A 23,291-nucleotide genomic window follows, 5' to 3' on the forward strand; every position below is an offset into this window, starting at 1 on the left:
GCCATCCTTAAAAAAAATCTTAAGACCCAGATGAAATTATCTAACTTCAATTTTGATCTTCCAAAAGAGTTACTAGCAGAGTACCCTGCAGAGAACAGAGATGAGTCCAAATTAATGGTCATCCACAGGGAAACCGGTAAAATTGAACATCGCATGTTCAAGGATATGATAGACTATTTTGATGAAGGAGATGTTATGGTATTGAACAATACCAAGGTATTCCCTGCAAGACTTTTTGGTAACAAAGAAAAAACAGGAGCTAGAATTGAAGTTTTCTTATTGAGAGAATTGAATGAAGAGCAACGTCTTTGGGATGTGTTGGTAGACCCTGCACGTAAAATTCGTATTGGTAATAAATTATACTTTGGTGATGACGAAAGTTTGGTGGCCGAGGTTATAGATAACACTACATCAAGGGGTAGAACCTTACGTTTCTTGTATGATGGTTCTTATACCGATTTTAGAAGAAAACTTAGAGAACTAGGAGAAACTCCGTTACCTAAGTATATCAAAAGAGAGGTTACTCCAGAAGACGAAGACCGTTACCAAACCATTTATGCCAAGCACGAAGGTGCAGTAGCTGCGCCAACAGCTGGTTTGCACTTTAGCAAACACTTATTAAAGCGTTTAGAAATTAAAGGGGTAGATTTTGCAGAGGTAACCTTACACGTTGGTTTGGGTACCTTTAACCCCGTAGAGGTAGAAGACCTATCTAAGCACAAAATGGATAGCGAAGAATTGGTGATAGATGAAAGAGCTACAGAAATCGTAAATAATGCTAAAGCCAATAAAAAACGTGTTTGTGCAGTAGGGACTACGGTAATGAGAGGTTTAGAAAGTGCAGTTTCTTCAGAAAGAACATTAAATACGTTTGAAGGTTGGACCAATAAATTCATCTTTCCTCCTTATGATTTTAGCATTGCAGATTGCATGATAACTAATTTCCATTTGCCAAAATCTACTTTATTAATGATGATTTCTGCTTTTATGGGGCACGATTTAATGAAGAAATCATACAAGCAAGCTATATTAGAGAGCTATCGCTTTTACTCTTATGGTGATGCTATGTTGATTATCTAAGTTTAAAACATACTTATTATAATAAATAATTCCTGTCTGGATGCATGTCTGGGCAGGAATTTTACTTTCTTACCTTTGCACGGATGGCAGATAAAAAGGACATAAGGGCATTAACAAAAGAGCAATTGCGTAATTTTTTTGTAGCTCAAGGGGATAAAGCTTTTAGAGGTAACCAGGTATATGAGTGGCTTTGGAAAAAATCTGCACATTCTTTTGAAGGTATGACCAATATCTCTAAAGAAACTAGAGATATGCTGGAAGCCAATTTTACCATCAACAACATCCGTGTAGACCAAATGCAAAGGAGTACGGATGGTACCATTAAAAATGCAGTAAAGTTGCATGACGATTTGGTGGTGGAGTCCGTTTTAATCCCTACAGAAACCAGAACTACAGCTTGTGTTTCTAGTCAGGTTGGGTGCAGTTTAGACTGTCGGTTTTGTGCCACGGCACGGCTTAAACGTATGCGCAACTTAAATCCAGATGAGATTTATGATCAAGTAGTGGCTATAGATAATCAAAGTAGATTGTACCATGATAGGCCTTTGAGTAATATTGTTTTTATGGGGATGGGAGAACCCTTAATGAACTATAATAATGTGCTTAAGGCTATTGATATGATTACCTCAGAGGAAGGTTTGGGTATGTCTCCAAAGCGTATTACCGTTTCAACCTCCGGAGTGCCCAAGATGATTAAAAAAATGGCAGATGAAGAAGTGCGTTTTAAACTTGCGGTTTCCCTGCACTCTGCAATAGATGAGGTTAGAACCGCTATTATGCCATTTAACAGTACCTTTCCACTAAAAGATTTACGAGAAGCGTTGGAGTATTGGTATGCCAAAACCAAGAATAGAATAACCTATGAGTACGTGGTGTGGCGGGGCATTAACGACACGCAGAAAGACGTAGACGCCTTAGTTAAGTTCTGCAAATTTGCACCTTCCAAAGTAAATTTAATAGAATATAACCCCATAGATGATGGTGAATTTCAACAAGCTTCTGATGATGCTTTAAATAGATATATTACCACTTTAGAGAAAAACGGCATCACGGTTACGGTTAGGCGTTCTCGCGGAAAAGATATTGATGCGGCATGTGGGCAGTTGGCAAATAAAAGTTAATTCTTAACGTTCATCTAAAGAAATGCAACAGCGGTCTTAATTCTGGCAAATGAGTGTGTCTGCTTTAGCCATTTTCCCTACATTTGACACCCAGAATCAAACATACAATTTTTTTAAATTCATTGAAGGTAGCAGCGCAAATACGTGAACCCATAGAACAAGAAATGGTACTTTTTGAAAAAAAGTTCCATGAATCCATGTCTTCTAAAGTAGCGCTACTCAACAGAATAACCTACTACATTGTAAATAGAAAAGGTAAGCAAATGCGACCTATGTTCGTGTTTTTAACCGCAAAGATGCTAAACAAAGGCGAGGTGGTAGAACGCACCTATACAGGCGCCTCCATCATTGAACTTATCCACACGGCCAGTTTGGTACATGACGATGTGGTGGACGATAGCAACAAACGCCGTGGCTTCTTTTCTATAAACGCCTTATGGAAAAATAAGATTGCTGTTTTAGTGGGCGATTATCTATTTTCTAAAGGGTTATTGGTTTCTTTGGAACGTGGCGATTATGATTTACTTCAGATAATTTCAGAATCTGTACGTTCTATGAGTGAGGGTGAGTTGTTACAGATAGAAAAGGCCCGTAAACTGGATATTACCGAGGAAGTTTATTACGAGATTATTCGTCAAAAAACGGCAACATTAATTGCTGCCTGTTGTAGTATGGGTGCGGCTTCGGTAAGGCCAGAATCTAAAGAGGTTGCTATATTTAAACGGTTTGGTGAGTTGTGCGGAATGGCGTTTCAAATTAAAGACGATTTGTTTGATTACGGTGAGGAACGCATCGGTAAACCAACAGGTATCGATATAAAAGAGCAAAAAATGACCTTGCCTTTGATTTATGCACTCAACCAAAGTTCAAAAGAAAAAAAGCGCTGGTTAATCAATTCCATCAAAAATCATAATAAAAACAAGAAGCGCGTAAAAGAAGTCATTGCCTACGTAAAAGAGGCCGGCGGTCTGGAATATGCTATTGTCAAGATGATGGAATTTAAAGATGAAGCGCTTGGCCTACTAAAAGACTACCCGGATTCTCCCTATAAAGATGCACTAACTCTAATGGTTAATTACGTAGTGGAGCGAAAAAAATAACTGCTTACCACTTTCTTTTTCAGATAGTTGCTAAAAATAGTTTTCTAAAATATAATTTTAGGCAACCCTTTTAAATGTTTCTACGTCTATAGTTATAGAAGACAATCTAAACACATTGAAGATTATACCTTTTTATACTAACGAAAAGTTGCTCATAAAAAAGGCACAAAAAGGAAATAGAGATGCCCAGCAGGCCATTTATGACCAATTTGCGCCTAAAATGTTGAGTGTGTGTAGACAATACATTAAAGATGCGCATTTTGCAGAAGATGTTATGGTAACTGCGTTTGTAAAGGTTTTTAAAGGTTTGCAATCTTTTGAGTTTAAAGGAAGTTTTGAGGGTTGGGTTCGTAGAATTATGGTTAGGGAGAGCATTACCTATTTACGCAAAAAACAATTTGTAGTGTATGACGATGAGGTTTTTGAACAACAACGACCTTCTTACTATTCCAACACGGAACTAGATGTGGAATATGTACAACAACTGATTGATGCTTTGCCAGAGGGGTACAAGATGGTTTTTGTTTTGTATGCGGTAGAGGGGTACAAACATCAGGAGATTGCAGAATTACTAGATATTACCGTTGGTACTTCTAAATCGCAATTATCTAAAGCTCGTAAAAAATTACAAGAAAATCTTAAGCTGCAAAAAGAATTTGATAACAGAACCATGCAGCAGTAAAAGAATTAGAAATGAATAAGTTAGAAAAACATATTAAAAATACCTTGGAGCAACGAAAGCTGCAGCCCGCAGCTAACAGTTGGGATAAAATCGCATCACAATTAGATGCTCCTGCAAATAATAAACCATTGGCTATTAGGTGGGCTGTAGCAGCAACTGTTATGGTGGCGTTGGGCCTCTTTACGTATTTTAAGGTATCAAATGTGGAATTTGATAGTCCTACCCAACTTGTGGAAGTGGAGAAAAATTCCAACACGAATCAAAAAGGAGAGAAACAAGTTAAAATTTCAACTACTAAAACCGTTGGAGAGAGTACTGTTGTTGCGCAAGAAACTAAAATACAAGTCAAGGGAGAAAAAGAAATAGTGATAAAGAAACAACAGTCTAATGTTGAACAAGTTATGCCGCCTAAAAAAGAAGAGTTGGCACAAGCAATACCGGTAAAAGACCAGCAGCTAGATAGTTTGGTTAACGGTAAGTTGGCACAAGTATTGGCAAAGGTAACGGCTTTGGAAGCATCTCAGAACGCTAGTTTATTGGATTCTGAAATAGACTCATTACTGTTAAATGCCCAAAAAGAAATCTTACAAGAAAAAATACTGCGTCCAAATGGTAAGGTAGATGCCGTTGCTTTGTTGGCAGAAGTAGAAACGGAGCTGGACCAAAGCTTTAGGGATAAAGTTTTTGATAAATTAAAAGACGGCTTTTTTAAGGTACGTACGGCCGTTGCAGAACGCAATCAGTAATTATTCATCAATCAATCATTGGTATTAGCTGCCCTCTTTAATTCAGAGGGTGGCCAAATACTGGTCTAAATCAACAAAAAATCATGAAAAACAAAGTTGTTATTAGCATGTTTTTAGTTCTACTAGGAACATTGTTCATCCATGCGCAAGAGGAACAAATACAAAAGGAAATTGAAAAATTAAAAACCTTAAAGACAGAAATAACTCAACAAGAAAAGCAGGCACTAAAGGAAGAGGTAGAAGCTATAAATGCTAAACTGGAAGCGAAGCTTATTACCAAAAAAGAAGCAGACGAGCTTAAAGGGGAAGCAGCTAAAAAAAGAGCGCTGAATATTGAAAATAGGATTGCAATTATAGAAAATAAAATAGCGCTAATTGAGCGTAATAAGGGTAATGTTTTAGAAGTAGATAGCCTTAACTATAAAACTCAAGTGCAAATAGGTTTTGGTAATGAAGATGGGGATAATGGTAATTTATTTGGCATAAGAATTAATAATAATCCTCGCAGGTCAAAAATAAAATATGACCGCCGTACCTATTCAGATTTTGTGATGGCTATTGGATTTAATAATGCCATCATAGAAGGAGAGTCTTTTGCAGATACGCCTTATAAGATTGCGGGAAGTCGATTTTTTGAAATGGGTTGGCAATGGCGAACCAGGGTGTTTAAAAATAGTAATTGGTTGCGTTTTAATTACGGATTCTCTTTTCAGTTTAACGGCTTAAAACCAGAAAACAATCAATATTTTGTAATGAACGGGAACCAGACCGAGTTACAAGAATTTGATGTTGAGCTAGATAAATCAAAATTAAGAATGGATAATTTGGTTTTTCCAATCCATTTTGAGGTTGGGCCTTCTAAAACCTATAAAACTGAGGAAAAAATTAGATACAGCCTACAAGATCAATTTAGGTTAGGATTTGGTGGCTACGGAGGTTTTAATATTGGTACGCGCCAAAAGTTAAAATATCAAATGGATGGGGATAAAATAAAGGATAAGCTAAAGCGAGATTACAATACAAGCAATCTAATATATGGTTTAAGTGCTTATGCGGGCGTAGATGGTATGTTGTTGTATGTTAAGTACGATTTAAACCCAATTTTTAAAGATGCCGCTGTGGAGCAGAGAAATATATCCGTTGGCCTTCGGTTCGATTTGTAGTGCTATTTCTTATTTATGGCTTTAAGCATATCCGCTGAAAAGTCGTTCTTATAGTACACACGTTTACAATGGGAACATTCCGCATAGTGGTTTGTTCCTATTTTTGTTATGGGCAACCAAAATACATGTGCTAAGGTTTCTTGAGAATAAAGCGTTACCGTACCTTTTTGCCCACAATGCCCGCAAACCACGCTGGGCATTTTGTTGCTATTTTCTTTTCCTTTTTTGGTGCCGAAGAATAGAATCATTGACGATTAATTATCTTTGAATACTGCTACAAAGGTAGCAATCTAACACGCTAAATTTTTTCCTTTTAAATGATATCAAAATCTACCATAGACCAAGTATATGAAACCGCAAGGGTAGAAGAGGTAATAGGCGATTTTGTTCAGCTTAAAAAATCAGGCACAAACTTTAAAGGTCTTAGTCCTTTTTCTGACGAGCGGACCCCGAGTTTTATGGTAAGCCCTGTCAAACAAATATGGAAGGACTTTAGTAGTGGTAAAGGTGGTAATGTAGTGGCTTTTTTAATGGAGCACGAACATTTTAGTTATCCAGAAGCAATAAGGTACTTAGCAAAAAAGTACAATATAGAAATAGAAGAAACAGAGCAGACCGATGCGCAAAAGCAGCAAGCCAATGAAAAGGAAAGCATGTATTTGGTCTCTGAGTATGCACAAAAATATTTTGAGAAAACGTTATGGCATTCAGAGCCAGGAAAAGCTATTGGGTTAAGCTATTTTAAGGAGCGTGGTTTTACAGATAACACCATTAAAAAATTTGGTTTGGGTTATAATCCAGACCAGTGGGAAGCTTTTACCAAAGAAGCCTTAGGAGAAGGGTACAAGCTAGACTATTTAGAGAAAACCGGATTAACCATAGTTAAAGAGCAACAAGGTCAAGAACGCAAAACCTTTGATCGTTTTAAGGGTAGGGTAATGTTTCCAATTCATTCTATGAGTGGTAGGGTTTTGGGTTTTGGAGGTCGAATTTTAACCAATGACAAAAAGGCGGCCAAATACCTAAATTCTCCAGAAAGTGATATTTACCACAAAAGCAAAGTTTTGTATGGGATTTATTTTGCCAAACAAGCGATTGCCAAGGAAGACAATTGTTTTTTGGTAGAAGGCTACACGGATGTAATACAGATGAACCAGGCAGGGATAGAAAATGTGGTAGCCTCTAGCGGTACTGCCCTTACCCCCGAACAAATACGTTTGATTAATAGGCTTACCAATAACATTACCGTGTTGTTTGATGGAGACGCTGCCGGTTTACGCGCATCCTTGCGTGGGGTAGATTTAATTTTGGAGCAGGGTATGAATGTTAAGGTTTGTACTTTTCCAGAAGGGGAAGATCCAGATAGTTTTGCTAAAAACAATGCTTATGATGACCTAGTTACTTATCTTAAGGATAATGCTAAGGATTTTATACAGTTTAAAACATCAATATTAACTAAGGAGGCAGCTAACGACCCTATAAAGAAAGCAGATACCGTACGGGATATAGTTAATAGTATAGCCAAAATACCGGATCAGATAAAGCGAGAAATTTACATTCAGGAATGTGCAAAAATGATGGCCATTTCAGAATCGGTGCTTTATAACACCTTAGCGCAAATCTCTAAGAAAGAACAAAAAGAGGCGAGTAAAAGACAAATACCTCAAGAACAAAAAGCGTTTGAAGTTGTTAAAAACGATACACAAGCAGAAAAGGTAGATGTTCAATTTATATTAGAGAAAAAGATTATTGAAATTTTATTAGTATATGGCGATAAGGTAGAGGAGTTCGAAGATTTGGTGCTTAAAGAAAATGAAAAAGGAAATTTAGAACTAAAACCAGAGCAGTACGAAGCAAAAGTATATGAAAAGATATTTTTGGACCTACAGGAAGACGAAGTAGAAATGACTAACGACTCCTTCAAAACTATTTATAACAAACTGATAGGTTTTTTGAATGAAACTGAAGGATTTAATTTGAATGGTTTTATGGCACTTTTGGAGCAAGATGCCATACAGGAGGTTTCTTCTATCCTAATGGACGAAGAAAAATATGTTCTGCACAACTGGGAGCGTAAAGATATATACCCTAAAAATAAAGATGTAGGCGTTGCCCAATTGGTAAGTGAAACAATTCTTTCTTTACGATGTAATCTTATACGGAACAGAATTACCCATTTACAGCAAACCACAGAAAACGCTGTGGAAACCCATGCAGAAGTCTTAGAAGAAATTATCAACTATATTCAGTTGAATAAACTTCTTAGCTCAAAACTAAACAGAGTTTTATCTTAAAAAATAAAAACCCCAGTTTAACTGGGGTTTTAAATATGATGCCTAAATCTTAAAATATTTAGTATAATTCTAATGCTTTGGCCTGTTGTAATAAATCTACCAAATTATCCACATTTAACTTTCGCATTAAACGAGCTTTGTATGTACTTACTGTTTTTTCATTTAAGTTCAAGCCTTCGGCAACCTCTTTATTACGTTTGCCACTAGCTAACAATTTAAGTACTTCTATCTCTCTGGTAGAAAGTTTTCTAAAGAATCTCCTTGGTTTTTGTGTACCCTCATCAAAAGCGAGTCTTTGTGCTAGCTCATTGGTGATGAACATGTTGCCCTCGGCTACTTTTTTAACCGCAGACCTTATATATTCTACATCAGCAGTCTTAGAAAGATAACCAAAAGCACCAGCTCTTATAGTACTCAAAGCGTAAACATCCTCTGACTGTCCGCTGTACATTAAAACTTTTGTATTGGGGAAATCTTGCTTTAATTTTCTCAAAGTTGCAATGCCATTAATTTCTGGAATATCCATCTCTAGCATAACAACGTCTGGGGAAACCTTGCCAAGAGTTTCAAACAACTCCGTTGTGGAAGATACATCGGCAATTACTTCAAAACCAGATGCATGGTCTAAAACTTGTCTAATTCCCAAACGAACAATTGGGTGACTGTCCGCGATAAGAACATTAATCATTGTGGTAGTATTTCTATTATGTTAGGCCTAAAATTGTATTTAATAAATAAATGCTTACAAATACTGAAGGCAATTTAACCAATATGGGCGACAAATTTTAATTTTTTTCAGAAAAAACATAGTATTCCTAAGGTTTTTTTCGTCTTAAATGGCTTTTTAAAGGTTAATCTGCATTTTTTAACACTGCAGGAATTTCACAAACAGGGATGGGAATCATCTTATGTTTGTTTGCGGTATTAAATCTTTTATAGATAGTAAACACCTCTTTTTGTCTTCCTGTAAAGTCATCTGCTGTTTTGCCTTCATCATCCATTTGCATAGCCCATTCTAATTCTGGATAACTTGCGCCAATCTGGTCTTCATCTGTTCTGTCATCGCCCCATAGGCCGTCTGTTGGTGCTGCTTCTATAATATCTTGGTTTACGCCTAAAAATTTGCCAATCTCGTATACCTCAGTCTTGACTAAATCTGCAATGGGGCTCAAATCCACGCCACCATCCCCATACTTTGTATAGAAACCAACGCCAAAATCTTCTACTTTATTGCCTGTGCCTGCTACTAAATAGCCTTTTAATGCTGCAAAGTAATACAAGGTGGTCATTCGTAATCTTGCTCTAGTATTCGCTAAAGACATAAAACGTTCTTCTTCATTCTCTACAGCTGGTAGGGCAGCGACTAGGCTGTCAAATACAGGGGTTAAATTTACAGGTTGTCTATTAACGTTGCTGTAGTTTTTCATTAGCCAAGCTATATGGCGGTCTGCACGGGTAACTTGACTTTCCGCTTGGTGAATTGGCATCTCTATGCATAAAAGGTCTAAACCGGTCCTAGCACAAAGGGTAGAAGTCACCGCAGAATCAATTCCGCCAGAAATACCTATTACAAATCCTTTAATGTTTGCCTTAGTGGCATAATCTTTTAACCACCCTACAATATGGTCTACTACCTTTTCTGTTTGCATAATCTTTTTATTTACGGTCAATAATTTACCTTTGCACCTTGTAAATTTAAACGCTGTAGCTTTAAAAATGAAGAGGTATCTGCAATTCTTTGTAATTCTAGGAATTTTTATAGTTTTCTCCTGCCAAGAAAAAGATAAGACTGAGGTTGCTATAAATGCTATACCAGTTAATTTGGAAGTAGTGCGATTTGATGATGAATTTGCGAATGCCAAGCCCGAAGCTATACCAATCTTAAAAAATAGTTTTCCTTATTTATTTCCAGAACAGGTGCCAGACAGTGTTTGGATCATGAAACTTACAGATACGCTGCAATTGGAGTTGAAAGCAGAAATTGATAAGGCATTTCCAAATTTTAAAACACAGGAGAAAGAGTTAATCACCCTTTTTAAGCATATTAAGTATTATGTTCCTAATTATGAGGTGCCAAAAGTGGTAACCTTAGTTTCTGAAGTTCAGTACGATGCTAGGGTGGTTTTAACGGATAGTTTGTTACTTATAGGTCTTGATAACTATTTAGGTCCAGAACATAAGTTTTATGCGGGTATGTCTAATTACATAGCAAAGGCTTTAAATAAAGATTATATGATGGCAGATGTGGCTGGGGCATTTGCTAAAACCATCAATAAGTTTCCTAGAAACAGAACATTTTTGTCTAGAATGGTCTACTATGGCAAAGAATTGTGGATTAAAGATAAATTGCTGCCAAAAGCAACTGATGCAGAAAAGATAGGTTTTACTCCAGAAGAAATGGCTTGGGCAAAAGCCAATGAAGAGCAAATGTGGCGGTACTTTATAGAACAAGAATTGCTATACAGTACGGCATCAGAATTAGATAGGCGATTTTTAGACCCAGCTCCTTTTTCTAAATTTAGATTAGAGTTAGATAACGAAACGCCTGGCAGGTTAGGTAGGTATATGGGGTGGCAAATTGTAAGAGCATATGCTAAGAACAATCCAGAAGTTAGTTTAATGGAATTGTTAGATATGCCATCGGATGAATTATTTAAAAAATCAAATTATAAACCAAAGAAATAATGGCGGTAGTACATACTTCTGAGATTAAGTTGAAAGTAGGATTAGATGAGAACAGGGTTCCAGAAGAATTAAGTTGGTCTGCTCAAGATGGCGGCATTGATAATGAAGAAGCCAAAGCTATGATGTTATCCGTTTGGGATAGTAAAAGCCAAGAATCTCTTAAAATAGATTTATGGACTAAGGATATGCCCGTAGATGAAATGAAAGTGTTCTTTCATCAGACTTTGGTGACTATGAGTGATACGTTTATGAGGGCAACCCAAGACGAAAAGATGACCGCAACCATGAAAGATTTTTGCGACTATTTTGCGGAAAAATTGGAGCTAAAAAAATAGCCCTTAAATAACGGGCAATTGTAATTTAAACGTTAAGCTGTTTTTAGCAACAGGTTCTATTATAGAAATAGAACCGTTCATGCGTTCTGCTAAACACTTGGCTGTAGCCAAACCAAAAGCACGTTGATTACAGGTTTCATTTTTCCTTGTATAGAACATTTGAAAGATTTGGTCAGGATAATGTTCCTTAATATTTGGTCCACAATCACTATAAAATATCTGGTGATGTGTCTCTGTTTTTTGGTAACTTATTTTACAATATCTACCGTTTCTGGTATCTAAAACGCTGTTGCTGAATAGATTGGTAAACAAAAACTCTAGCCCTTTTTCAAACAGATATACTTCTTCCTCGGTCTCTTCAGACACTAAAGTCAAGTTGTTGTTTGGGTCTACTTTGCTTTTTGTTTTGGCAATTAAGTCTTTAAGGTTAAAATTGCGATAATCTATAGGTGTGGTGTTGTATAAGATATGGTCTAACATGCCACCTAAAGTATGGTTTAATGTGTTGGCATTCTTAGTTATGTCACGTACCCATGTATCTAAATAGGGGTCTAGATGGCCATTTTCTTTGCTGAAGGTGTCTATTGCTGTTTTTAAACGTAAGGTAGGTGCAATCAACTCTTGGGTAAAAGAATGTAGCTCTTGATGTAATCCTTTTAGTTTGGCTTCTTTCTTTTCGCAAATAGCAATGACGCTTTTTTTAGCTTTTTTAAGGGCAACCGCTTGCCAAATCTGGTCAACTAGTGCCTCGAAGCCCTCTTTTTGATTGGTAGTAAGGGTTAACGGTTTATCATGGTAAACACATAGAACACCTAAATAATGCCCTACTTCAGATTTTAATGCAGTTCCAAAGTAGTACCTAAGATTGTCCTTAGCCACAAAATGCTTTTCAAAAACAAAATCTGGATGCGTATGTAAGTCTTCTACCTCTAGCTGTATTTTTCTTTTAGCTAGCAAATGTTTAGAGAGGGACAGCGCACCGTGATTGGCTTTTTGATTATATGGCGTTTTCGCCGTATACCAATCAAACTCCTCATCAAAAAGTTGAAATTCCACTTTATCCACACCACTGATTGCACTAGCCAATTTATAAATGCGCTGTAATTCATCTTGCTTCATAGAGTTCAGTATAAATAACTCTTGAAGTCGTTCCTTTTGTTCAGCTTTGAAAATGATGCTTGTTTGCTGTTTCATCCCCTCTAATCTTTTGCTTCCGTTTTACAATTAATGGTTAGTGCTAATAAAACGTTAAAACAAATAAACGAGAGAAACTACTTACAATTTATACAAAAAGCTTTTCGATTTTATGCAAACGATTGCAGAAAAGGTTTTCGTTAATGGTGTAAGTGGTAACATTGAACAAAAGAATAGTTTAGAGGCCTTTTTTGTTCCTTTAACTAAGGATTCTTTAACATTAAATCTTTGCTTACTTTTTCTCTGGTTGGGCGTAGCCATAGCATGTAAAGAATTAAGGTGCCTGTTATTGTAATATAGATTGGGTAGCCTTCTAAGGTATATCCGGCAATATTAAGTAAAGCGGCACCTTCTAACAATGCATATCTAATAATACTTGCCGGCAAGTAGGCGCTGCATTTTTTTTGTATGCTGGGAAGGTTTCTTGCTTTTTCTACCTTTTGCCTAAAAATGAAGTTGCCTAGGAAAATAGCAATAGCGGCAAGCGTAGGCAACACGTAAAGTAAGATGCTCTCTTGTTGTGGTACGGTTACTCCTTGGTTTTTAGAGGAAAGGTATAAAAATGTAGAAAATGCCAGGGTACCACCAATTAGGGCAATATGAATAATGGTTAAGGTCTGAACAAAATTTTTGAGCGTGGGAGTGTTGTTAGATGCTGTCATTAAGTTGGTATAAAATAGTACTTAGATGCGTGGCAATTTCATGGGGACTTCCATGACTAGAATTCTACTGTTAGGGCTAGCGGTTATTGTTATTTCTGTCGTATCCCATATGCCTAAGCCATCTCTTTTTTCTAGTTTTATCTGGTTTGTAGTGGCTTCGCCTTCCAATATAAATACGTAGATACCATTACCTTCTTTGTGGGTTTTGTATGTGGTAGTGGTTTCTTGTTTAAAATCGCCTAAAGAAAACCAAGCGTCTTGATGTATCCATACACCTTGATCCTCTGAATTGGGTGAAAGGATTTGATAAAAATTGTTTATTGTGGCTATTTCTTTTAATGAAATTTGATCATATCTAGGGGTTACTTGTCTTTCTTTTGGGAAAATCCATATTTGTAAAAATTGTACCTCCTTGTCATTATTTTTGTTGTACTCGCTATGAGATATGCCCGTCCCAGCACTCATTACTTGTATATCTCCTTCTCTAATAGTGGTGACGTTGCTCATGGAGTCCTTGTGCTCTAAATCTCCAGAAAGTGGTATGGAGATGATTTCCATATTATCATGCGGATGTGTACCAAAACCCATGCCAGCAGCTACGCAATCATCATTTAATACGCGTAAAACTCCAAAATGATTGCGTTCTGGATTTCTATAGGCGGCAAAGCTAAAAGTATGATAGCTTTTTAGCCAACCATGATTGGCAAAACCTCTAGTTTCTGCTTTATGTAGTACTGTTTTCATTGCAATTTAATCGAGCTTAAAGTTACAAAGAAACGATTGCAACAGAAAACAAGAATTATTCTGTTTATGCCATTGCTTCTGGCGAGAAATTAGCATTTATTTCATCTATAAATGCGAGTAATTCTTCCTTGCCTGTGTAATTACTAGAAGAGGTTACAAAATGTGGCGGCGCTTCTTCCCAAGCTTGCTCTAAAAGGGAGTTTAAATAACGGGTAACATGGCTGTTAATAGCACCAGGTTTTAGCTTATCTGATTTAGTGAAGATGATTGCAAATGGAATGCCATTAATACCTAGCCATTCCATAAATTCTAAATCTATGGTTTGTGGGTCATGCCTAATATCAACTAGAACAAAAGCGCAAACCAACTGCTTTCGTTTTAAAAAATATTCAGTAATGTATTTCTGAAAAGTTTTCTTTTCTTTTTTAGAAACACGGGCATAACCATACCCAGGTAAATCAACTAAAAACCAGTTTTTATTAATCTTAAAGTGATTAATTAATTGGGTTTTTCCTGGCCTGCCAGATGTTTTTGCTAGACTCTTACGTTCTACCAGCATATTTATTAAAGAAGATTTGCCAACGTTAGACCTACCAATAAAAGCGTATTCTGGGATAGGCTCTTTAGGGCATTTGGCAACGTCAGAATTACTCATGACAAATTCAGCTGAAGTAATTTTCATCTTTACTGTTTTTAAAAGGTACACAAAGATAACCAAGTTGTTTAGGCTAGTAGACGAAGCTGTGCTATAACCCTTTTTGTGTTAACCAAGCGTCTAGTAGTTGATTAAATTTCTCTGGATGTTCCATCATGGGTGCATGCCCGCATTTATCTATCCAAAATAAATCAGAATTTGGTAAAAGCTGGTGAAATTCTGTGGCTACTTCTGGTGGTGTAACGTTGTCTTGTTTACCCCAAATAATACAGGTGGGTGTTTCCATTTTTGGTAAATCTTTCGCCATATTGTGTCTAATGGCACTTTTGGCAATAGCGAGCGTTTTTACCAATTTCATACGGTCGTTAACGGTAGCAAAAACTTCGTCAACAATTTCTTTGGTGGCCACCTCGGGATCATAAAAAACGTCTTGGGCTTTTTTCTTAATGAATTCGTAATCCCCTCTTTTAGGGTATTCATTGCCCATAGCGTTTTCGTAAAGGCCAGAACTTCCTGTAATTACTAGTGCTTTTACTTTTTCTGGAAACATTTTGGTGTGTAACAAACCAATATGTCCGCCAAGGGAGTTCCCTAACAGGATTACATCATCCAAACCTTTGTGTTCTATAAAGCCTTCTAAAAATTTAGCAAAGTTCTTAACCGTAGTCTTAATAACTGGCATGTCATAAATAGGGAGCTCTGGAACTAAAACTTTGTAGCCTTTGGGTGGAAAGTATTCGGTAACCCCATGGAAGTTACTCAAACCGCCCATAAGTCCGTGTAAAATAATAATCGGTGTTCCTTCACCTAGCTCCAAATAACGGTACTTACCGTCCTGTACAATTGTCTCCTCCATTTAAGTTGGTTCCGATGGAGCGCAAATATAGGCAATTCAATATTATGTATGCATAATTGATTTTCGGCTAAAATTTTGGTAGGAGCACTTTTTGTAAAACGCTATAATCTCCTGCGGTGGTAAAATGAATCCAATTTTTGTCTTTAAGTGGCAAATTGTGGATAATTAGATTCGCATTTTATTAACAATGTGGGGTTTTGTGGTAAAATGTGGTAATAAATTTTATATTTTTGAGTTGTATTACGTAAACAAGCCGATTTTGGATATTTTTTTCTTTGGGGTTTTTAACTGTAAGGCCGATGCTAAGGGTAGGGTTATGCTGCCTGTAGCGTTGCGCAACCAGATGGCTCCTGTTCTAAAAGATGGCTTCTTTATTAAAAAGGCGTATTACAGCGAGTGTTTGGAGTTGTATCCTGCATATGAGTGGAATAGAGTAATGGGAGAGTTGAACCAAAAAAGTAGGTTCGATGAGGAGAATATAGACTTTATAAGAATGTATACCGCGGGGTTAAGGCAGATAGAGGTAGATGCAACAGGGAGGTTATTGATTCCTAAAGATGTGATTAGTATGGTGGGGATAACTAAAGAAGTGGTTATTGCTCCCATTGGTAAGCACTTAGAGATTTGGGATAAGGATGCGTATGAAAATGTAATTCAGGCTTCCAAGGAAGAGAAAAAGGCGTTGGCTAAGCGAGTAATGAATTCTGATAAAGCTACAGACAATGTATCATGATCCAGTTTTGCTTGCGCCAACGGTAGATGGTCTTGCAATTAAAGAAGATGGGGTTTATGTGGATGTCACTTTTGGTGGTGGCGGTCATAGCAGGGAAATCTTAAAAAGATTGGGTCCAGAAGGTAAATTGTTCGCTTTTGATCAAGATGAAGATGCGCTGCAAAATACCATAGACGACTCAAGGTTTACCTTAATTAATGAAAATTTTAGGTTCTTAAAACAGTACTTGAAATTTTATGGGGTAAGTAAAGTAGACGGAATTCTAGCTGATTTTGGTGTCTCTTCTCATCAGTTTGATGAAGCGGATAGAGGGTTTTCTATTCGTTTTGATGGGGATTTAGATATGCGTATGGATCAGCGTAAAACGGCTTCTGCATACGATGTGGTTAATCATTACGAAGTTAAAGACCTAGCGCAAGTGCTTAAAGAGTATGGTGAGTTGCGCAATGCGATGGCTATTGCCAGGGCAATAGAAGGTGCTAGGCTAGAGCAGCCTATAAAAACTACCGAGCAGCTAAAACAGGTTCTGAACAAGTTTTTGCCAAGGAATAAGGAGCATAAAATTCTTGCTCAAATTTATCAGGCAATTCGTATTGAAGTGAATGAAGAAATACAAGTGTTGAAGGATTTTCTAGAACAAGTGCCAGAGTTGCTGGTAAAAGGGGGTAGGCTAAGTCTTATTAGTTACCATTCTTTAGAGGATCGTCTGGTTAAGCGCTTTATTCGTGATGGTAAATTTCAAGGAGAAGCAGAGAAAGATTTTTATGGCAATATTAATGTGCCATTAAAAAAGGTGGGGGGATTAATTGTTCCCAATGCTGCAGAGATAGCAAGAAACAATAGGGCTAGGAGCGCAAAATTGAGAATAGCAGAAAAGTTGTAAGGATGAAAAAAGGGTTGTTAGATATTTTAAAGGGTAAATTTTTGGTGAGTGGTGATGCGCCAAAGAATTGGCTGTTTTTGCTATTTGCTTCCCTATTGGCTGCAATAATGATTTCTAGTAGTCACCAAGCAGATAAAAAAGTACACAAAATCTCGGTCTTGAATGAAGAGGTGAGGTCATTGCGCTCAGAATTTGTGGGCAACCGAAGAATGCTTCAAGAATTGAAGTTAGAATCTTTTTTAAGAGAAGAGGTTGCAGATAGAGGTTTAAAGCCTTCTTTAAATCCACCTAAAAAAATCGTAGTAAAAACTACCAAGTAAAATGGCAACAACGGAAAAAACCATAATGCATAGACTGTACCTCATAGCTGGGGTGCTTTTTCTGTTTGGGGGAGCCGTGGTTTGGAAGCTGGTAGATATACAAATGGTTAAAGGTGATGAGTACAAAGAAATGGCTTTGGCTAAAACCGAAAAAATGTTCACCATACAGCCTAATCGAGGTAACATTTATGCAGATGACGGTAGCTTGTTAGCTGCATCTGTGGCCAAATATGAAATAAGGTTTGATACGAATACGGTAACAGCTAAAGATTGGGAGGCTAATATTGGTCCTTTATGCGATTCTTTAGGGGTTTTGTTTGATAAGCCTTCTTCTTATTATAGACAACTGCTCCGTAAAGCTAGGGCTAACAAAAACGGATACAAATTAATTGCTCGTAATGTTAGCTATTTAGATTATCAAAGATTGCGTTCTTTTCCGCTTTTTAAGTTAGGACCGCACCGTGGTGGTTTTATAGAATCTCACCGGGTTGTGCGTGAGTATCCTTTAGGTAAGATGGCGGCTAGGAGTATTGGTTATGAGCGTGTGGATGAGAATGGCTATTATACAAGGGTTGGTTTAGATGGTGCCTTTGGAGAAACATATTTAAGAGGTAGAGAAGGTAAACGTCTTAAACAAAAGAGTGCCGGTAGTCAATGGAAACCAGTGGGTTTTAATAATGTGGTGGAGCCTCAAGATGGTAGAGATATTGTAACCACTATCAACAGTAATATTCAAGATATAGCGCATCATGCCTTGTTAAAGCAACTAGAGCATTACAAAGCAGACCATGGTTGTGTGGTGGTAATGGAAACAGAAACAGGTGAGATAAAAGCGATATCAAACTTAGGAAGAACAGAAGAGGGAAAATATTATGAAAGGTTAAACTATGCGGTGGGCGAGTCTCATGAGCCGGGTTCTACCTTTAAGTTAATGTCCTTGATTGCTGCCATGGAAGATAATATGGTAGATACAAGCACGGTTGTAGATACGGAGAAAGGTCGTTATCGTGTCTATGACCGTGTGGTTAAGGATTCTAAGTGGGGCGGTTACGGTAAAGTGTCTGTTGCAGATGCGTTTGCAGTATCTTCTAATACCGCTTTTGCTAAGATTATTCATGAAAACTATAAAGACAAGCCAGAGAAGTTTGTGAATAGGTTAATGAATATGGGATTACACAAAAACTTAGACTTACCCATTATTGGAGAAGGCAATCCAGTAATACGTTACCCTGGGGATAAAGGGTGGTCTGGTATTTCTTTAGCATGGATGTCTCATGGTTATGAGGTTTCTATGACGCCTTTGCAAACCCTAACCTTTTACAATGCCATTGCTAATGATGGCGAAATGTTAAAGCCAAGATTCATTAAAGAAGCTAGAGTAGGGAACAAGGTTCTAAAGGCATTTGATAAAGAAGTGTTGAATCCGTCTATCTGTTCCAAGGAAACGGTTAAGAAAGCACAGCAGATGCTTAAAAATGTGGTGGAAAAAAAATACGGTACGGGGAGAGGGTTGTATTCACCTAGTTTTAGTATGGCGGGGAAGACTGGTACGTGTCAAAAAAACTATGTGGCAAAAGATCCAGATAAATTGGCATATATCTCATCTTTTGTAGGGTATTTTCCTGCGGAAAATCCTAAATATTCTTGTATCGTGGTAATTCATGAACCAGATAAAAGCGTTGGGTATTACGGAGCGGATGTGTCTGGACCAGTTTTTAAATCTTTAGCTCAAAAGATATTTATCAATTCTCCGGTAATAGATAAGGTGAATCCAGAGCATCCAAAGGAAGAATTGGTAGAGGAGGATTTTGGTAAATTTTATCAAGTAGCGCAAAAAAAGCATAAAACCATTCCTGATGTACAAGGAATGAGTGGTATGGATGCCATTTCATTGCTAGAAAATCTTGGGGTCAAAGTTCAAGTTAAAGGAAATGGTAAAGTAAAAAAACAGTCCGTAAAAGCGGGTACAGCATTGAATAAAGTAGAACAAGTAGTATTAGAGCTATCATGAAGTTGTTGAAGGACATTTTATACGGTGCAGGTATAGCGGCAGTAAATGGCGATACTAGCGTATTGGTGAATGATATCCAATTCGATTCTAGAGAAGTAGGCATGGACGATGTCTTTGTGGCTATTAATGGTTGGGTTGTAGATGGCCATAAGTTTATTACTAAAGCTGTAGATGCAGGAGCAAAGGCTGTTGTTTGTGAAGTGCTGCCAGAGGTATTGGTTAATGGTGTTAGCTATGTTCAGGTAAAAGATAGTCAGCTGGCATTGGCGCACATGGCTGCCAACTTTTATGATAACCCTTCTAAAAATTTAAAACTTGTTGGTGTAACGGGGACTAACGGTAAAACGACTATCACTACCCTATTGTATAACCTATTTAAAAAAGCAGGTTATAAAGTAGGCTTAATTTCTACTATTAAAATTTTAGTCAATAATACAGAATACAAGACTACCCATACAACACCAGACTCTCTTTCAATTAATAAATATTTAAGCTTAATGTCAGAAGAAGGGGTGGAGTTTTGTTTTATGGAGGTAAGTTCTCATGGAATTCATCAAAAAAGAGCAGAAGCCCTAAAGTTTGAGGGTGCTGTGTTCACCAACCTTTCTCATGACCATTTAGATTATCATCAAACTTTTGCAGCGTATAGAGATACCAAAAAGTTGTTGTTTGATGGACTTCCGAAAACAGCCTTTGCTATTACGAATTTGGATGACAAGAATGGCATGGTGATGCTCCAAAATTCTAAAGCTAAAAAACTATCGTATTCCCTTAAATCCATGTCAGATTATAGAGGGCAAATACTAGAAAAACAATTGGACGGTCAATTGTTGAAAATAGATGGTGGTGAAGTTTGGACCAAGTTGATAGGCGATTTTAATGCTTACAACATCCTTGCAATATATGCTACAGCAGAAAATCTTGGTTTAGATAAACTAGAGATTTTAAGGTTGATTAGTGAGTTAAATAATGTTGCAGGTAGATTTCAATACTTTGTTTCTAAGAATAAAATAACGGCTATTGTAGATTATGCTCATACGCCGGATGCACTAAAAAACGTGTTGAACACTATAAACACTTTAAGGACTGGAAATGAAAAAGTCATCACCGTAGTGGGGTGTGGTGGTGATAGAGATAAGTCTAAGCGTCCGGTTATGGGTCATATCGCATCAGAGATGAGTCAACAAGCAATTTTTACATCAGATAACCCTAGAACAGAACAACCAGCCACCATTTTAGAAGAAATGGAAAAAGGCGTGGAAGCGCAGAATACAAGAAAAGTGCTGTCTATAGAAAATAGAAGACAAGCTATACGCACGGCTTGTAAACTTGCAGATGTTAATGATATCATACTTGTGGCAGGAAAAGGGCATGAAGCCTATCAAGAAATCAACGGAGTTCGTACAGAATTTGATGATTATAAAGAAGTAAAACAAGCTTTAGAAGAATTAGATAAATAAGAATAAATGCTGTACTACCTATTTCAATATTTAGAACAAGAATACCAGTTCCCAGGAGCGTCATTATTTCAATTTTTGTCGTTCAGGGCGGGGTTTGCAGTGATTTTATCCTTACTGATTGCTATGGTTTATGGAAAAAGGATAATTCTTTTTCTGCAGAAAAAACAGATTGGAGAAACCATTAGGGATTTAGGTTTAGAAGGGCAAAAGCAAAAGGCCGGCACGCCAACCATGGGTGGTCTTATCATTATATTGTCTACGCTGATACCAGTATTGTTGGTGTGCGATCTAAAAAATATTTATGTCATCTTACTTGTAGTGACCATGGTTTGGATGGGTATCATTGGATTTATAGATGACTACATTAAAATATTTAAAAAAAATAAAGAAGGACTTAAAGGTCGTTTTAAAGTAATAGGCCAAGTTACGTTAGGCTTATTAGTAGGTGCTGTCTTATATTTTCATCCAGAAGTAACCATAAAAGAAAAAGATTCTACCAGAATTACGGAAGAATTTAAGGTGGAAAAGGTATATGGCAAAGAATTGCAAACCCAACGTACTAACATTCCCTTCTTTAAAAATAACGAGTTGGACTATGCTGATTTTATCGGTTGGATGGGTGATAGTGCTAAAGAATATGCTTGGCTAATCTTTATTCCTGCTGTAATACTGATTGTCACAGCGGTTTCTAACGGGGCTAACCTTACAGATGGTATAGACGGGTTGGCGGCTGGTTCTTCCGCAATTATTGTGCTCACCTTAGGCATATTTGCTTGGGTTTCTGGTAACATACAATTTTCTAATTATCTAGATATTTTTTATATACCGAGAGTGGGAGAATTGGTGGTTTTTATCGCTGCTTTTGTGGGTGGTTTAATTGGGTTTTTATGGTATAATACCTTTCCTGCGCAAGTGTTTATGGGAGATACCGGGAGTTTAACCATTGGGGGTGTAATTGCAGTAATTGCCATTATTGTGCGTAAAGAATTACTGATTCCGCTTTTATGTGGAATCTTCTTTGCGGAGTCACTCTCTGTAATGCTACAGGTAGGGTATTTTAAACATACCAAGAAAAAGTATGGAGAAGGTAAGAGAATATTTTTGATGGCACCATTGCATCACCATTATCAGAAAAAAGCGTACCACGAAAGTAAAATAGTAACGCGCTTTTGGATCATTGGTATTTTATTGGCGATTATGAGTATTGTCACCCTTAAAATTAGATAAGGATGAATCGATTGGTGGTGTTAGGTGGTGGTGAAAGTGGCGTAGGCACGGCTATTTTAGGAAAGCAAAAAGGCTTTGATGTTTTTGTGTCCGATTTTGGGCCAATCAAAGAAAATTATAAAGAAGTTCTTGTACAACTTGATGTAGACTGGGAAGAAAAGCAGCATACAGAAGCTAAGATTTTAACTGCAGATGTGGTGATGAAAAGTCCTGGTATACCAGATGCAGTGCCGTTGGTAAAAAAATTGGTGGAGAATGGTGTTCCTGTAATTTCAGAAATAGAATTTGCTACGCAATTTACGAACGCAAAAATTATTGGTATTACAGGTAGTAATGGTAAAACTACCACAACAATGTTAACGCATCACTTGGTTAAAACCGGAGGGGTAAATGCGGGTATGGCAGGTAATATTGGGGATAGCTACGCTAAGATGGTGGCGGAGCAATCATTGGATTGCTATGTGCTAGAAATTAGCAGCTTTCAATTGGATGGTATTCGGGAGTTTAAGCCAAATGTTGCCATTATAACCAACATAACACCAGACCATTTGGATAGGTATAATTATCAGTTTGAAAATTACATCGCATCCAAGTTTCGCATCGCAATGAATCAAGATGAAAATGACTATTTGATTTATGACGCAGATGATGAAGTTATAGCAAACTGGTTAAAAGAGCACCCAGTAAAGTCAAAGCTATTGCCTTTTTCGCTTAAGCAAAAAGTAGAGGAAGGTGCATGGTTAGACAAGAACATAATGAAATTTAAAGTAGACACTAATTATTTGGAGATGAGTACAGATTTTTTAACACTAGAAGGACAGCACAATACTAAAAATGCCATGGCAGCCAGTATGGCTTCTATGCTTGTGCGCGTGAGGAAGGAGGCCATTAGGCAGAGCATACAATCTTTTCAGGGGGCACCCCATAGATTAGAGAAGGTGTTAAAAATTAACCATGTAGAGTATATAAATGACTCTAAGGCTACCAACGTAAATGCTACCTACTATGCTTTGGACGGCATAAAAAAACCAATAGTTTGGATAGTGGGTGGAACGGATAAAGGAAACGATTATACAGAATTGATGCCCTTGGTTAGAGAAAAGGTGAAAGCCATTATATGTCTAGGGGTAGATAATAGTAAGCTGATTGCCACTTTTGGGAACGTGGTAGAGCCTATAGTAGAGTGCTACTCCATGGAAGAAGCGGTAAAGATTGCTTACAAGGCTTCAGAAAAAGGAGATACTGTATTGCTATCTCCGGCATGCGCAAGTTTTGACTTGTTTAAGAATTATGAAGATAGAGGTGACCAATTTAAGGCGGCAGTAAGGAAATTGTAAAAT

24 protein-coding genes are annotated in these 23,291 nt (G+C 37.2%); 16 read left to right on the plus strand and 8 right to left on the minus strand.

Features of this window, described 5'->3' with window-relative positions; genetic code table 11:
* Window positions 1–30: 30 nt before the first annotated feature.
* The 6 genes from queA to FBT53_RS02595 all read left to right on the plus strand — a co-directional run bounded on the left by queA (window position 31) and on the right by FBT53_RS02595 (window position 5,892).
* On the plus strand, window positions 31–1,080 hold the full coding sequence (gene queA, locus FBT53_RS02570; protein ID WP_136949597.1) for a tRNA preQ1(34) S-adenosylmethionine ribosyltransferase-isomerase QueA: 1,050 nt from the start codon (window positions 31–33) through the stop codon (window positions 1,078–1,080).
* Window positions 1,081–1,163: 83 nt separating this feature from the next.
* Window positions 1,164–2,201, plus strand: coding sequence for a 23S rRNA (adenine(2503)-C(2))-methyltransferase RlmN (gene rlmN, locus FBT53_RS02575; protein ID WP_136949598.1), 1,038 nt, complete (start codon window positions 1,164–1,166; stop codon window positions 2,199–2,201).
* Between the two features lie 122 nt (window positions 2,202–2,323).
* Window positions 2,324–3,301 (plus strand): polyprenyl synthetase family protein, encoded by a 978-nt coding sequence (locus FBT53_RS02580; RefSeq protein WP_136949599.1) that lies wholly within the window; start codon window positions 2,324–2,326, stop codon window positions 3,299–3,301.
* 115 nt (window positions 3,302–3,416) lie between these two features.
* Window positions 3,417–3,983 (plus strand): RNA polymerase sigma factor, encoded by a 567-nt coding sequence (locus tag FBT53_RS02585; RefSeq protein WP_136949600.1) that lies wholly within the window; start codon window positions 3,417–3,419, stop codon window positions 3,981–3,983.
* Between the two features lie 11 nt (window positions 3,984–3,994).
* Entirely contained in the window at window positions 3,995–4,729 is a 735-nt protein-coding gene (locus tag FBT53_RS02590; RefSeq protein ID WP_136949601.1) for a hypothetical protein, read from the plus strand.
* A gap of 83 nt (window positions 4,730–4,812) precedes the next feature.
* The gene (locus FBT53_RS02595; protein WP_136949602.1) at window positions 4,813–5,892 is read left to right on the plus strand and encodes a hypothetical protein; all 1,080 of its coding nucleotides are present in this window, start codon (window positions 4,813–4,815) and stop codon (window positions 5,890–5,892) included.
* 2 nt (window positions 5,893–5,894) lie between these two features.
* On the opposite strand, the gene FBT53_RS02600 is transcribed toward FBT53_RS02595, so the two are convergent.
* The gene (locus tag FBT53_RS02600) at window positions 5,895–6,140 is read right to left on the minus strand and encodes a zinc-ribbon domain-containing protein (RefSeq protein WP_136949603.1); all 246 of its coding nucleotides are present in this window, start codon (window positions 6,138–6,140) and stop codon (window positions 5,895–5,897) included.
* 69 nt (window positions 6,141–6,209) lie between these two features.
* On the opposite strand from FBT53_RS02600, the gene dnaG reads away from it, so the two are divergent.
* Window positions 6,210–8,186 carry a DNA primase gene (gene dnaG / locus FBT53_RS02605; RefSeq protein WP_136949604.1) on the plus strand — a complete coding sequence of 659 codons (1,977 nt, stop codon included), beginning with the start codon at window positions 6,210–6,212 and terminating at the stop codon, window positions 8,184–8,186.
* 58 nt (window positions 8,187–8,244) lie between these two features.
* Here the strand turns inward: dnaG and FBT53_RS02610 are convergent, their stop codons facing one another.
* On the minus strand, window positions 8,245–8,874 hold the full coding sequence (locus FBT53_RS02610; protein WP_136949605.1) for a response regulator transcription factor: 630 nt from the start codon (window positions 8,872–8,874) through the stop codon (window positions 8,245–8,247).
* Between the two features lie 163 nt (window positions 8,875–9,037).
* A complete protein-coding gene (nadE, locus tag FBT53_RS02615; RefSeq protein WP_136949606.1) occupies window positions 9,038–9,835 on the minus strand; it encodes an NAD(+) synthase in 798 nt (265 codons plus the stop codon).
* Window positions 9,836–9,902: 67 nt separating this feature from the next.
* On the opposite strand from nadE, the gene gldB reads away from it, so the two are divergent.
* On the plus strand, window positions 9,903–10,871 hold the full coding sequence (gene gldB / locus FBT53_RS02620; RefSeq protein WP_136949607.1) for a gliding motility lipoprotein GldB: 969 nt from the start codon (window positions 9,903–9,905) through the stop codon (window positions 10,869–10,871).
* A complete protein-coding gene (gldC, locus tag FBT53_RS02625; protein ID WP_136949608.1) occupies window positions 10,871–11,206 on the plus strand; it encodes a gliding motility protein GldC in 336 nt (111 codons plus the stop codon). Before gldB ends, gldC begins: the two co-directional genes overlap by 1 nt.
* Window positions 11,207–11,209: 3 nt before the next feature.
* Here the strand turns inward: gldC and FBT53_RS02630 are convergent, their stop codons facing one another.
* The 5 genes from FBT53_RS02630 to FBT53_RS02650 form a co-directional block, all read right to left on the minus strand.
* Window positions 11,210–12,400, minus strand: coding sequence for an ATP-binding protein (locus FBT53_RS02630; RefSeq protein WP_136949609.1), 1,191 nt, complete (start codon window positions 12,398–12,400; stop codon window positions 11,210–11,212).
* A gap of 203 nt (window positions 12,401–12,603) precedes the next feature.
* Window positions 12,604–13,062, minus strand: a complete 459-nt coding sequence (locus FBT53_RS02635; protein WP_136949610.1) for a hypothetical protein — start codon at window positions 13,060–13,062, stop codon at window positions 12,604–12,606.
* 21 nt (window positions 13,063–13,083) lie between these two features.
* Window positions 13,084–13,806, minus strand: a complete 723-nt coding sequence (locus FBT53_RS02640; protein ID WP_136949611.1) for a pirin family protein — start codon at window positions 13,804–13,806, stop codon at window positions 13,084–13,086.
* 64 nt (window positions 13,807–13,870) lie between these two features.
* Window positions 13,871–14,488 (minus strand): ribosome biogenesis GTP-binding protein YihA/YsxC, encoded by a 618-nt coding sequence (gene yihA / locus FBT53_RS02645; protein WP_136949612.1) that lies wholly within the window; start codon window positions 14,486–14,488, stop codon window positions 13,871–13,873.
* Window positions 14,489–14,552: 64 nt separating this feature from the next.
* Complete coding sequence (locus FBT53_RS02650; RefSeq protein WP_136949613.1) at window positions 14,553–15,317, minus strand: alpha/beta fold hydrolase; 765 nt, start codon at window positions 15,315–15,317, stop codon at window positions 14,553–14,555.
* 259 nt (window positions 15,318–15,576) lie between these two features.
* Between FBT53_RS02650 and FBT53_RS02655 the strand changes: the two genes are divergently transcribed.
* The 7 genes from FBT53_RS02655 to murD are packed head-to-tail and all read left to right on the plus strand — an operon-like array spanning window position 15,577 to window position 23,288.
* Window positions 15,577–16,050 carry a division/cell wall cluster transcriptional repressor MraZ gene (locus FBT53_RS02655; RefSeq protein ID WP_136949614.1) on the plus strand — a complete coding sequence of 158 codons (474 nt, stop codon included), beginning with the start codon at window positions 15,577–15,579 and terminating at the stop codon, window positions 16,048–16,050.
* Window positions 16,040–16,933 carry a 16S rRNA (cytosine(1402)-N(4))-methyltransferase RsmH gene (gene rsmH, locus FBT53_RS02660; RefSeq protein ID WP_136949615.1) on the plus strand — a complete coding sequence of 298 codons (894 nt, stop codon included), beginning with the start codon at window positions 16,040–16,042 and terminating at the stop codon, window positions 16,931–16,933. Before FBT53_RS02655 ends, rsmH begins: the two co-directional genes overlap by 11 nt.
* A 2-nt stretch (window positions 16,934–16,935) precedes the next feature.
* On the plus strand, window positions 16,936–17,253 hold the full coding sequence (locus tag FBT53_RS02665; RefSeq protein ID WP_136949616.1) for an FtsL-like putative cell division protein: 318 nt from the start codon (window positions 16,936–16,938) through the stop codon (window positions 17,251–17,253).
* Window position 17,254: 1 nt separating this feature from the next.
* Window positions 17,255–19,264 carry a penicillin-binding protein gene (locus FBT53_RS02670; RefSeq protein ID WP_136949617.1) on the plus strand — a complete coding sequence of 670 codons (2,010 nt, stop codon included), beginning with the start codon at window positions 17,255–17,257 and terminating at the stop codon, window positions 19,262–19,264.
* Window positions 19,261–20,724, plus strand: coding sequence for a UDP-N-acetylmuramoyl-L-alanyl-D-glutamate--2,6-diaminopimelate ligase (locus FBT53_RS02675; RefSeq protein ID WP_136949618.1), 1,464 nt, complete (start codon window positions 19,261–19,263; stop codon window positions 20,722–20,724). The genes FBT53_RS02670 and FBT53_RS02675 overlap by 4 nt, the downstream gene beginning before the upstream one ends.
* Before the next feature lie 6 nt (window positions 20,725–20,730).
* Window positions 20,731–21,951 (plus strand): phospho-N-acetylmuramoyl-pentapeptide-transferase, encoded by a 1,221-nt coding sequence (mraY, locus tag FBT53_RS02680; protein ID WP_136949619.1) that lies wholly within the window; start codon window positions 20,731–20,733, stop codon window positions 21,949–21,951.
* Window positions 21,952–21,953: 2 nt separating this feature from the next.
* On the plus strand, window positions 21,954–23,288 hold the full coding sequence (murD, locus tag FBT53_RS02685; RefSeq protein WP_136949620.1) for a UDP-N-acetylmuramoyl-L-alanine--D-glutamate ligase: 1,335 nt from the start codon (window positions 21,954–21,956) through the stop codon (window positions 23,286–23,288).
* Window positions 23,289–23,291: the final 3 nt, after the last annotated feature.

The sequence above is a fragment of the Flavobacterium sp. ASW18X genome (assembly GCF_005144745.1).
Lineage (GTDB): Bacteria > Bacteroidota > Bacteroidia > Flavobacteriales > Flavobacteriaceae > Croceivirga.